This window comes from Streptomyces sp. NPDC002490 (assembly GCF_040296045.1).
GTDB lineage: Bacteria > Actinomycetota > Actinomycetes > Streptomycetales > Streptomycetaceae > Streptomyces.
On sequence record NZ_JBEOWM010000092.1, the window covers coordinates 1 to 11,309 of the forward strand.

Sequence of the window (11,309 nt, forward strand, 5' to 3'; positions counted from 1 at the left end):
ACGATCCACCCGACCATCCCCCAAAAACCCCCGCTCACCCGCAACATCCGGCACCCACTTCACACACACCACAACCCTCAAACCCATGACAACTCCCTCGCCTTGCGTCAGTTCCGGTGGCCTCGGGCAGCACACGCACCCGAAGCACGCTTTCCCGGGTACGGCAGGGCCACACCCGAGCACGATATTACCGACGAGTAGGCAAGGGCGGGAGACTCCGTTCACGACGGAATGTGTGAGCTCGACGACGGCCCGGAAGTCCACGGGCGCAGCGGCGCCCGGGCGGCTCGGGCACGAAGGGGGCCGGAGCGTCAGAGGGCCTCGGCGAGCGCGGCGAGGACATCGGCCGTGCGGGGCTGACCCGTCGCCCGGCGCACCACGGAGCCCTTCGCGTCCAGGACGAGGACCGTGGGCGTCCGTCGGATGTCGAGGCGGCGGACGAGGGCGAGGTGCTCTTCGGCGTCGATCTCGACGTGCCGCACCCCCGGCACCATGCCCGCCACCCGGCCGAGCACCCGTCGGGTGGCCCTACAGGGTTGGCAGAAGGCGGTGGAGAACTGGACCAGCGTCGCCCGTTCCCCCAGGGCGCCACCCCACTGCGCCGGGTCCAGCCGTTGCGGCGCTCCCCCGGTCGTCCCGCCGTCGTCCTGCACCCGCTGCCTCCTCGCACCAGCCGGGCGCACCTCGCGCACACCCGTGAACGCGCGATCCGCGTACGCGCCCCAGCAGCGGCAACGCCCTCCGGAACCCCCGGATTCCCCGTCGCCGCCCACCGGTGGGAGCGCGGCCCGCCCGTCGGTCCGGGGCGGACGACCTGGCCCGCGGCTCCACGGAACGTGAGCGGGACGTGTCAATGACGTGACGAGGATCTCGCGCCGTGCAGACGCCAGGACTGGCCCCCGCACGGTTCTTCGGGCACGATCTGCCCAGACCGAAAACCTACGGCTGCGTAACTCCGCCGAGACCTCACTTCACCAGGCAGACAGAAGGGCCTCCCCCCTCCATGGCAGAGCTTGTCTACCGCCCCGTCATCGGGCTGGCCATGACGATGTTCAAAGCGCTCGACCTGAAGATCGACTGCAAGGGCTCGGAGAACGTTCCGCGCACCGGTGGAGCCGTGCTGGTCAGCAACCACATCAGCTACCTGGACTTCATCTTCAACGGGGTCGCGGCGTTGCCGCAGAAGCGGCTCGTCCGCTTCATGGCGAAGGACTCCGTGTTCCGGCACAAGGTGTCCGGGCCCCTGATGCGCGGGATGAAGCACATTCCGGTGGACCGCTCGAAGGGTGAGACCGCGTACCAGCACGCGCTGGAGTCGCTGCGGTCCGGGGAGATCGTGGGGGTCTTCCCCGAGGCGACGATCTCCCAGTCGTTCACGCTCAAGAGCTTCAAGTCGGGCGCCGCGCGCATGGCGCAGGAAGCGGGCGTGCCGTTGGTCCCGATGGCGGTGTGGGGAACGCAGCGCTTGTGGACGAAGGGGCACCCGCGCAACTTCCGGCGCGCTCACCTTCCGATCACCATGCGGGTGGGCGAGCCGATCGAGGCACCGGCCGACCAGTACGCGGGGGCGATCACCCGCCGGCTGCGGGGGCGGGTGCAGGAACTGCTCGATGCCGCGCAGCGTGCCTATCCGGGCGAGCCGAGGGGCCCGCAGGACACCTGGTGGCTGCCCGCGCACCTCGGCGGAAGCGCGCCCACGCCCGAGGCCGTGAAGGCCGCGGAGGCCGGCTGACGGCGCGTCCCCGCGGTGGGACGCCGGCGGGGCGGGTCCGTGCGGGCCGCCCCGCCCCGGTCATCCCGCGGTCGGGGGACGCACGGCGATCCGGGCTCCCGGGCTCACCTTCTGGAGCAGTTCGGCGAGTTCGGCGCCCGCCGCCTCGACGCCGGCCGCACCCATCGGCGCCAGCGCCTCCAGCAGGAAGAGCGCCGAGCGCGACTCCTCGGTGAGGCGGGTGCGGGCGCCTTGGCGCCAGTTCCAGCGGCGGCAGGTGATTCCGGCGCCGTCGCACCAGACCACCTCGCCCGGCTCGGGGTGCTCCACCACCTGCTCACCCGCCGCAGCGGTGGGGAACGCCTCGTCGCCCCGGGCCCGGAGCAGGCGCATGCCGCCCTCGATGCGGTCGGCGTCCTCCCCGCCCACGGGGACCAGGTGGGCGACGCTGACGGCGTTGTAGACGTCCACCAGGGCGTTGATGCGGGGCAGCCCGCCCCCAACGAGGGCGCGCCTGGCGAGGGCCTCGGCGGAGTTGCGGGTGCGGGAGGGCTTGGCGCCGAAGGCGGTGTACGCCGCGCGCCAGGCGACCATGTGCGGGTCCTCGTGGGGTGCCCGCCCGGCCAGTCGCGCGGTCAGTCGCGCGGTGGCCTCGTCCAGGAGCGCGGAGGTCGCCTCGGTGCTGGGGGTGTTGACCAACCCCTGCGCCTCGACGACGAGGTGGCGGAAGTCGGGTGCGAGGGCGCGGACCTCGTCGGACACGGTGAGCGGAAGGGGCATGTTCGTTCGCCTCGGTACGGTGGGGTCGGGGGATCCGACGATGCGGGGCTCACAGCGCAGCGGGCAGGGCGCGCAGGAGCGCCGTGCGGTCCGGCGCCTCCTGCAAGGCGCGCAGCACCATCGGATGCGGTGCAGCATACAAGACCGGGTAGTCCACCTCGCTGAACTCCGGACGCACGGGAAAGGCCAGTCGTTCCGACTCCAGCGAGAACCGGGCGTCGATGCCTCCGGCGTTGCCCCGGGCGTCCTGGCGCGCCCAGCCGACGCTCCCGGGCAGGCGCAGGGCGACGAGCCCGTGGACGACGGGGTCCGTGCCGTCCTCGTCGGCCAGGCGCTGGTAGCAGAAGCCGGCCGGGATGTCCGCGACCCGCAGCAGGGCCACCAGGGCGTGCGATTTGGCGTGGCAGATCCCGGTCCTCCACTCCAGGACGTCGGAGGCCCGCCAACTGACCCGGGGGTCACCGGCATCGCCGGAGTGCGGGATACGGTCCCGAACGAACTCGAAGGCCGTCTTTGCATATTCATGCGGGGCAAGTGTGTGGGAGCCCAGTCGGACGGCGACCTCCCGGACGTGGGGGTGGCCGTGATCGACGGTCTCGTCCGCGGCGAGGTAGGCGGAGTCGTCCTGGGAATCCTGAGCGAGTCGCATACAAAGCATAAGTATGCGACTCGCCGAACTTCAATTCATTTATGGCTGCGGGCTCAGCCGGCCATCTCCTCCTTGAGCGCCGCGAGGAAGCCGTCGACGTCCTCCTCGCGGGTGTCGAAGGAGCACATCCACCGCACGTCCCCGGCCGACTCGTCCCAGAAGTAGAAGCGGTACCGCTGCTGGAGGCGCTCGCTCACCTCGTGCGGAAGCCTCGCGAACACCGCATTGGCCTGCACGGGGTACAGGACCTCCACGCCGGGCACGGACCGGACCCCCTCGGCCAGCCGCCGGGCCATCTCGTTGGCGTGCCGGGCGTTGCGCAACCACAGGTCCTTGGCCAACAGCGCTTCGAGTTGCACCGACACGAACCGCATCTTGGACGCCAACTGCATCGAGAGCTTGCGCAGGTGCTTCATCCGGCGCACCGCATCGGGGTTGAGCACCACGACGGCCTCGCCGAACAGCGCACCGTTCTTCGTCCCGCCGAGGGAGAGCAGGTCGACGCCGGCGGCGCGGGTGAACGTGCGCATCGGCACGTCCAGCGAGGCCGCGGCGTTGGCTATCCGGGCGCCGTCGAGGTGCACGACCATGCCCAGGCGGTGGGCGTGCTCGCAGACGGCGCGGATCTCGTCGGGCGTGTAGACCGTGCCCAGCTCGGTGTTCTGGGTGATCGAGACCACCTGCGGCATCGCCCGGTGCTCGTCCTCGAAGCCCCATGCCTGCCGGTCGATCAGCTCCGGGGTGAGCTTGCCGTCCGGGGTGGGGACGGTGAGCAGCTTGAGGCCGCCGACCCGCTCCGGCGCGCCGCCCTCGTCCACGTTGATGTGGGCGCTCTCGGCGCAGATCACCGCGCCCCAACGGTCGGTGACCGCCTGGAGCGCGACGACGTTGGCGCCCGTCCCGTTGAAGACGGGGAACGCCTCGGCAGAGGCGCCGAAGTGGCTCCGGATCACTCCCTGGAGGTGTGCGGTGTAGTCGTCCTCGCCGTAGGCGACCTGGTGGCCGCCGTTGGCGAGGGCGAGCGCGGCGAGGACCTCCGGGTGCGCACCGGCGTAGTTGTCGCTGGCGAAGCCGCGCACCTGCGGGTCGTGATGGCGCTTCGCATCGGTTCGAGGAGGGTTCACTGCTGCTCGGTGAGCCACAGACGGGTTCCGTTCACTTCGCTGGCGGGCCGCTCCCAGACCCCGGCGATCCGGTCGGCCAGGTCCTTGACGTCGGTGAAGCCCGCGAACTTCGCCTGGGGCCGCTCGGCGCGCATGGCGTCGTGCACCAGCGCCTTGACCACCAGGATCGTCGCCGCGGCGGCGGGGCCCTGCTCGTCGCCCGCCTTGCGGAAGCCGTCGCCGAGGGCGAGGGTCCACGCCTCCGCGGCGGCCTTGGCGGCGGCGTAGGCCGCGTTCCCGGCGGTCGGGTGGCTGGCGCCCGCCGCGCTGACCAGCAGGAAACGGCCCCGGTCACTGCGCTTGAGCGGGCCCTCGAAGGCCAGTGAGGTGTGCTGGACGGTCCGGATCAACAGCTTCTCCAGCAGGTCCCAGTCCGCGAGGTCCGTCTCGGCGAACGTGGGACTGCCCCGCCAGCCACCGACCAGGTGCACCAGTCCGTCGATCCGGCCGAACTCGCCCTCGACGCGATCGGCCCACGCCTGGGTCGCCCGCTGGTCGAGGAGGTCGACGGTGTCGCCGGTGACCGTGGAGCCCCCGTGCGCGTAGCGGGCCGCGTCGACCGCCTCGGCCAGCCGGGCCACGTCGGCGTCGGCGCCGACCACCGTGGCACCGGCTTCCGCGAGTCGCAACAGGGTGGCCCGGCCCGCCGGGCCGGCGGCTCCGGCGACCGCGATCACCGCACCGTCCAGTGCGTCCTTGTCGTCCATCGTGCTCACCTCCGGGCTGCCCTGCGGGCTCACGCAGCCACCTCGCCGGAGCTCACCGGGGCGGCGGCCCCGTCTCCGGCGTCCGGGGTGGACGCCGTGATGCCCTTGGTCGAGGCGATCACGTTCTTCAGCTTCTTGGCAAGCGCCTCATAGAACATGCTCAGGGGAAACTCGTCGGGAAGCACCTCGTCCACGAGCTTGCGCGGCGGCAGCGTGAGGTCGAGGGCGTCCGGGCCCTTGGCCCAGCGAGAGCCGGGGTGCGGCGACAGGTAGCGGGAGACCAGCTCGTAGCCGGCGAACCAGTGGACGAGCTTCGGGCGGTCGATGCCGTCCCGGTAGAGCTTCTCGATCTCGGCGCAGAGCTGGTTGGTGACCTGCGGCGCGCGGTCCCAGTCGATGTGCAGCTTGTTGTCGGTCCAGCGCACCACGTCGTGCTGGTGGAGGTAGGCGAAGAGGAGCTGGCCGCCGAGCCCGTCGTAGTTGCGCACCCGTTCGCCGGTCACCGGGAAGCGGAACATCCGGTCGAAGAGGACGGCGAACTGCACGTCACGGCCCTGCGGGAAGCCGTCGGCCTCCAGGTGCACGGCCTCCTTGAAGGCGGTGAGGTCGCAGCGCAGCTCCTCCAGGCCGTACATCCAGAACGGCTGCCGCTGCTTGATCATGAACGGGTCGAAGGGCAGGTCACCGTGGCTGTGGGTGCGGTCGTGGACCATGTCCCAGAGGACGAACGCCTGCTCGCAGCGGCTCTGGTCGTCGATCATCGCGGCGATGTCCTCGGGCAGCTCCAGGCCGAGGATGTCCACGGAGGCGTGGGTGACCCGGCGGAAGCGGGCGGCCTCGCGGTCGCAGAAGATGCCGCCCCAGGTGAACCGCTCGGGGGCCTCGCGCACGGCTATGGTCTCGGGGAAGAGGACCGCGGAATTGGTGTCGTAGCCGGCGGTGAAGTCCTCGAAGGTGATGCCGCAGAACAGCGGGTTGTCGTAGCGGGTCCGCTCCAGCTCGGCGAGCCAGTCGGGCCACACCATGCGCAGGACCACCGCTTCGAGGTTCCGGTCCGGGTTGCCGTTCTGGGTGTACATGGGGAAGACGACCAGGTGCTGGAGGCCGTCCTCACGGCGCGCGGCGGGCTGGAAGGCCAGCAGGGAGTCCAGGAAGTCGGGGACCCCGAAGCCCGCGGCGGCCCAGCGACGCAGGTCGCCCACCAGCGCGGCGTGGTAGGCGGCGTCGTGCTCCAGCAGCGGGGCGACGCCCTCGACCCCGGCGACGATGCGCTCCACCACCGCGGTGGCGGCGACCGGGTCCGGAGCGCCCTCCGCCTCGAAGTCGATCGAGCCGTCCCCCGACTGCCAGGCCCTGAGTTCCTCGACGGCGGCCTTGAGCAGGGGCCAGGACGGATGACCGATCACCCGCTCCGACGGAGAAACCCGCCCCTCCGCACTCGCCTGCACAAGAACATCCGTCATATCTCACCCTCCACGGGAGAACCTTCTGTTAGACCACCGTATGCATGCAAGGTTCTCCACATCAAGTGAGGACAGGAAAATATTCGGCATCATCGCCTCCCCACCGAAGTTCTTCCTGTCATGTCCGGGTGGTCATCGGCTCCGGCACGTCGGGCGCCAGACGGTCGTGCGGGTTCCCGGTCACGGCCTAGGGTCGGAACACCCCCCGGGAGGTCGCGACGGACGCGCACCACGCGGCCCCCGCCGTCGACGGAAGCGAGAACACCCCCGTGCACTTCCTCACCATCGGCCACCGCGGAGTCATGGGCGTCGAGCCCGAGAACACCCTGCGGTCCTTCCGGGCCGCCGAGCGGGCCGGACTCGACGTCATCGAGCTCGACCTCCACCTGAGCAAGGACGGCGCACTGGTCGTGATGCACGACGCACGCGTGGACCGGACCACCGACGGCAGCGGCGCCATCGCCGACCAGACCCTGGAGCAGCTCCGGGCCCTGGACGCCGGCCTCGGGGAACGCGTGCCCGTGTTCGAGGAGGTCCTCGACGCGGTCCGTTCCCCCCTCCAGGCCGAGATCAAGGACGTGGCCGCGGCGCGTTCGCTGGCCGAGGTCCTGCACGCCCGCGACCTGGTGCCCCGGGTGGAGGTCATCTCCTTCCACGACGAGGCGCTGTCCGAGGTCTCCCGCCTGGTGCCCGGGGTGCGCACCGCGCTGGTGGCGAGTCGGTACGGACTCGACGTGGTCGACCGGGCGACGGCGGTCGGGGCGGGCACCCTCGTCCTGAACATCCGCCGGCTCACGCTGGAGGTCGTGGAGCACGCCCGGCGGGCCGATCTGCGGATCATCGGATGGGTCGTCAACACCCCCGCGCACCTGCGGCTGGCCCGCGCCCTGGGCCTGGACGGAGCCACCACGGACCACCCGGAGATCAGGCGGGCCGTCGTCACCGGGTGAGCCGCCCGCCGGCCTTCCGACCCCGGCCCACCCGGTGCACGCCGCGGTCGGGGGGCGTGCCGCCCCGGGTACGTGACGAGTTCCTCGCCCGTCGTGCTGAACGCGTCCGCCCCGCCATCCGTTGTTGGGGGCGAAGGCTCGGTGCGCAAGCGGTCCCGGTGTCTGCTGGGATGGGATTGCCGACGCGGACCGAGCCGCTCGACCTCGGGCCGTGCACACCCGGAGCAGGCCCGTCGGGGGTCGGGCAGACCTCACGCCCGAAGGGACAACGCACCATGACCGTCTCCCGGCCGCCCCGCGACCGCGTTCCCGTGCTCGACGTCGCATTCCCCGGCGCCGCCTGCATCGGCCACGAGCCCGAACTCTTCTTCCCCCTGGGCAACTCGGAGCGTTGGGACCGCTCGATCGAACAGGCCAAACGCATCTGCGGCGGCTGTCCCATCCGCGTGGACTGCCTGCGGCACGCCATCGACCACTCCGAGGCCGACGGGGTCTGGGGAGGTCTGACCCCCGCCGAGCGCCGCAGGTTCCGGCGCGCCCTGCGCACCCTGTACGGCGCCGACGACGCCCTCGTGCGACGGTTGCTGACCGGTGAGCGCCTCCTCGTGCCGCCGGAGCACCTGGGTTCCGTGGTCTGGCAGTTGGCCTGGCACGGTTGGCGCATCGAGCGCATCTGCCTCGCCACGGCGGTGCCCAGGCCCCGGGTGCGGCGCTCGTTGACCGCCGCCCAGGCGGCGGCGGACTTCCTGCGCGCCGCCGGAATCGACCCGCGCCCCCGCGCCACCCGGGTCACCGACGCGATCGCCCCGGCGCACCACGGCCAGCAGGTCGCCTGAGCCGCGGGGAGCCATCGGTACGTGGCGGCGATACCGAAGGCTCCGGCGCACGCCGGGTCGCGCCCATCCGGGCCCGCGCGACCCGCGCACTCCCCCGCACATCCGTACGCCCGTTCCCCGCCGGCTACCTCCCGCCCGTACCGGGCAGCCATGTGCCGACACCGCCGAACGGGGAGGTGCCCGGTGCACACACCGGCTCCGGCAGCCTGGCTCCTCCTCCTGCTGGGCGCGCTGAGCGGCAGCTACTGCCTCCTGCGCATGCGCCTCGGTGCCCCCGGGAGACGGCGCGGGGCGGGCGGCGAGGCCCTGATGGGCTTCGGCACCGCCACGATGGCCGTGCCCCCCGCCGTCCTGGCCCTGCCCCGCACCGCCTGGTTGATCGGCGCGGCGCTCTTCGGCGCCAACGCGTTGCAAGCCCTGTGGCACACCCGGCGGACCCGGCGCCCCGCCCACCACCTGCACCACGCGGTGGGCGCCACGGCCATGGTCCACATGTCGATCGCCATGGCCGACGGGCACGAGGCCACGGCGGCACCCCTGTTGACAGGTGTGCTGCTCGGCTACTTCGTGCTGTACGTCCTGGCCGCGGGTGCTCGCTTGGCCCCGATCCCCCCGGGGCCGGCCGCACCCGCCGACACCGGCGGAGGGACGGAGCGCACCGGGTGGGCCCTGGGCCCCGAGGCGTTCCGGACGTGCCGCATCGCCATGGGGTTGGCCATGTGCGCCATGCTGCTCACGCTCTGACGGCACGACGGGGCCCGGTACCCGAAGGGGACATCCAAAGCGTCCGACCACCGCCCGGCACGGCCCGCAAACCCCCGCCAAACGTGTCCTGCGTCACTTTGCACGCATCACCTGTACCGAGGCGTTGACACACACAAATAGGCTGGTGGCATGACGGTTCCCGTGGCACTGCTGCTGCTCGGCGCCCTGACCGCCGCACTCGCCCCGCGACTGCTCGCGCGGGCCGACTGGCCCGAACGAGAACCCGTCGTCGCGCTGTGGGTCTGGCAGTGCGTGGTGGCGGCGGTCCTGCTGTGCTGCGCCCTGTCGATGGCGCTGAGCGCGGCCGCCGCGTGGCAGACCGTCCGCGGCGGGCTGTTCGCTCCCGCCCCGAGCGTCGTGGTCGAGGCGTACGCCCTGGGCACCGCCGGCCCGTGGGCCGCGACCACGGCCGTGCTGTTGGCGAGCGGCGCCGTGTGGACCGTCGCGATGCTGATCCGGGAGGTCCGGCAGGCCGGGGCCCTCCGGCGCTCCCGACGGGCCGAACTCCGGCGTCGGGCACCGCTGTTGCCCGGCGAGGAACCGCGCCCCGACCGACTCCTCGTCCTGGAGGCCGAGCGCCCCGACGCCTGGTGGCTGCCGGGGAACTCACCACAACTGGTGATCACCACGGCAGCGCTGCGCCGGCTCACCGGACGCCAGTTGGACGCCGTGCTGGCACACGAGCGGGGCCACGCCCAGGCCCGGCACCACTGGCTGCTGCACTCCTCCTCGGCCCTGGCCAACGGATTTCCGCAGGTGCCGGTCTTCGCCGCGTTCCGCGACCAGATGCACCGCCTGGTCGAACTCGCCGCCGACGACGTCGCCTCACGCAGGTTCGGACGGCTCACCACCGCACTGGCCCTGGTGGAACTCAACGAGGGCCGGGGGACGTTCGGCCCGTGCCCGACGCCCCACGCCCTCGTCGGGCAGCGGGTGAACCGGCTGCTCGCCGCCCCCGGTCGGCTCACCCCGGCCCACCGGCTGCGGTTGACCGCGGCAGCCGCGCTGGTCCCGGTGGTGCCGGTGCTGGTGGCCTTCGTCCCGGGGCTGCACGCCCTGCGCTGATCCCGCGGCCCGGTCGGACGACCGGCGGCACCGAACCGGCCATCCGACCCGTCGTCCACCGGTCGTTCGCCCCGGCCCCCGGGGCGATCCGGAGGAATCCGCACGCCGGACCCCTCCGGTCCGGAAGGATCACCCCCATGCACCCGGTGTCCCCCCGCTCCGCACCGTCCCCCTCCGCGCCGACCGGCCCGGGCCTCCTGCGCTGCGCACTGCTCCTGGCAGGGTTCTCCGTCCTGCTCCTGGTCCTGGTGGTGGTGCGGTGGGACCCGCTCATGGACCTGGACGCGCAGCTGGCCCGCACCACCCACCGGTGGGCCGTCGCCGACCCGGGCCAGACCCATGCGTACCGCATCCTCAGCGACTGGGTCTGGGACCCGTGGACCATGCGGGCGCTCTTCGCGGTGGTGGTGGGGTGGCTGCTGTGGCGGCGGGACCTTCGGTACGCGGTCTGGCTCGTCGCCGCCTGCCTGTGCGGCACGGCGCTCCAGCAGGGCATGAAGTTCGCGGTCGACCGGGACCGCCCGCACTGGCCCGATCCGGTGGACTCGGCGCACTACTCGGCGTTCCCCTCCGGTCACGCGATGACCGCGACCGTCGTCTGCGGCCTGGTGCTGTGGACCCTGTACCGGCACCGGGCCCCGCGTCCGCTGTGGCGCGCGGCCGTGGTCGGTGCGGCGGTCTCGGTCCTGGGAGTGGGGCTCACCCGGATCTGGCTGGGCGTGCACTGGCCCTCGGACGTGGTGGGGGGCTGGTCGTGGGGGGCGCTGGTCGTCGTCGTGGCGATCACCGCGTACGAACGCCGACCCGGCCCGTCCCGGCCGGCCGGGACGGGCACCGGGCGCCGTCAGGACTGATAGCCCTCGACCTGCGAGGACGGGCGGACCCTCGCCTCCTCGGGGTCCTGGCCCCACTCCGTCTTGGCGCGCCGCTGGCGCAGCAGGTCCCAGCACTGGTCGAGCTCGCGTTCCAGCGCCGCCAAGCGGGCGCGCTCCTCCGCTCCGCCGTCGCCGCCGCGACCGTCGGCGAGCGCGTCGCGCAGTCGCCGTTCGTCGTCGACCATGGCGGTGATCCGCTCCAGGATCTGTCGCTGGTCCATGTCCTCGCCTCCTCGGCCCCGTCCCCACTGTAGGGAGGGAGCGGGAGTCCCGCGAGGAGAACGGGGTGGGGGGGGGCGGCCCCCCCCCCCCCCCCCCCCCCCCACCCCCCCCCGGGGGGCGGGC

At 72.6% G+C, this 11,309-nt stretch carries 13 protein-coding genes; 6 read left to right on the top strand and 7 right to left on the bottom strand.

Features of this window, described 5'->3' with window-relative positions; genetic code table 11:
• Nucleotides 1-311: 311 nt before the first annotated feature.
• Entirely contained in the window at nt 312-692 is a 381-nt protein-coding gene (locus ABT092_RS30185; protein ID WP_451362387.1) for a TlpA family protein disulfide reductase, read from the bottom strand.
• Between the two features lie 311 nt (nt 693-1,003).
• Here ABT092_RS30185 and ABT092_RS30190 point away from each other — a divergent pair, with 311 nt between their 5' ends.
• Nucleotides 1,004-1,732 (top strand): lysophospholipid acyltransferase family protein, encoded by a 729-nt coding sequence (locus ABT092_RS30190; RefSeq protein WP_351249567.1) that lies wholly within the window; start codon nt 1,004-1,006, stop codon nt 1,730-1,732.
• 60 nt (nt 1,733-1,792) lie between these two features.
• Here ABT092_RS30190 and ABT092_RS30195 read toward each other — a convergent pair whose 3' ends face one another.
• From ABT092_RS30195 to ABT092_RS30215, 5 genes are read right to left on the bottom strand one after another with little or no spacing between them, the layout of a single operon-like run.
• Nucleotides 1,793-2,491 (bottom strand): B3/B4 domain-containing protein, encoded by a 699-nt coding sequence (locus tag ABT092_RS30195; protein ID WP_351249569.1) that lies wholly within the window; start codon nt 2,489-2,491, stop codon nt 1,793-1,795.
• A 49-nt stretch (nt 2,492-2,540) separates the two neighbouring features.
• Complete coding sequence (locus ABT092_RS30200; RefSeq protein ID WP_351249571.1) at nt 2,541-3,140, bottom strand: transglutaminase-like domain-containing protein; 600 nt, start codon at nt 3,138-3,140, stop codon at nt 2,541-2,543.
• 53 nt (nt 3,141-3,193) lie between these two features.
• Nucleotides 3,194-4,264 carry a threonine aldolase family protein gene (locus tag ABT092_RS30205; RefSeq protein WP_351249573.1) on the bottom strand — a complete coding sequence of 357 codons (1,071 nt, stop codon included), beginning with the start codon at nt 4,262-4,264 and terminating at the stop codon, nt 3,194-3,196.
• Nucleotides 4,261-5,010 carry an SDR family NAD(P)-dependent oxidoreductase gene (locus ABT092_RS30210; protein WP_351249589.1) on the bottom strand — a complete coding sequence of 250 codons (750 nt, stop codon included), beginning with the start codon at nt 5,008-5,010 and terminating at the stop codon, nt 4,261-4,263. The genes ABT092_RS30205 and ABT092_RS30210 overlap by 4 nt, the downstream gene beginning before the upstream one ends.
• A 29-nt stretch (nt 5,011-5,039) precedes the next feature.
• The gene (locus ABT092_RS30215; RefSeq protein ID WP_351249575.1) at nt 5,040-6,473 is read right to left on the bottom strand and encodes a DUF6421 family protein; all 1,434 of its coding nucleotides are present in this window, start codon (nt 6,471-6,473) and stop codon (nt 5,040-5,042) included.
• 269 nt (nt 6,474-6,742) lie between these two features.
• Between ABT092_RS30215 and ABT092_RS30220 the strand changes: the two genes are divergently transcribed.
• From ABT092_RS30220 to ABT092_RS30240, 5 genes are all read left to right on the top strand, one after another.
• The gene (locus ABT092_RS30220; protein WP_351249577.1) at nt 6,743-7,423 is read left to right on the top strand and encodes a glycerophosphodiester phosphodiesterase; all 681 of its coding nucleotides are present in this window, start codon (nt 6,743-6,745) and stop codon (nt 7,421-7,423) included.
• Nucleotides 7,424-7,698: 275 nt separating this feature from the next.
• A complete protein-coding gene (locus ABT092_RS30225) occupies nt 7,699-8,259 on the top strand; it encodes a WhiB family transcriptional regulator (RefSeq protein ID WP_351249579.1) in 561 nt (186 codons plus the stop codon).
• A gap of 183 nt (nt 8,260-8,442) precedes the next feature.
• Entirely contained in the window at nt 8,443-9,003 is a 561-nt protein-coding gene (locus ABT092_RS30230; protein ID WP_351249581.1) for a DUF5134 domain-containing protein, read from the top strand.
• 150 nt (nt 9,004-9,153) lie between these two features.
• Nucleotides 9,154-10,089, top strand: a complete 936-nt coding sequence (locus tag ABT092_RS30235; protein ID WP_351249583.1) for a M56 family metallopeptidase — start codon at nt 9,154-9,156, stop codon at nt 10,087-10,089.
• A 137-nt stretch (nt 10,090-10,226) separates the two neighbouring features.
• On the top strand, nt 10,227-10,943 hold the full coding sequence (locus tag ABT092_RS30240) for a phosphatase PAP2 family protein (protein WP_351249585.1): 717 nt from the start codon (nt 10,227-10,229) through the stop codon (nt 10,941-10,943).
• Here the strand turns inward: ABT092_RS30240 and ABT092_RS30245 are convergent.
• Entirely contained in the window at nt 10,934-11,185 is a 252-nt protein-coding gene (locus tag ABT092_RS30245; protein WP_351249587.1) for a DUF2630 family protein, read from the bottom strand. The genes ABT092_RS30240 and ABT092_RS30245 overlap by 10 nt on opposite strands.
• Between the last annotated feature and the right edge of the window lie 124 nt (nt 11,186-11,309).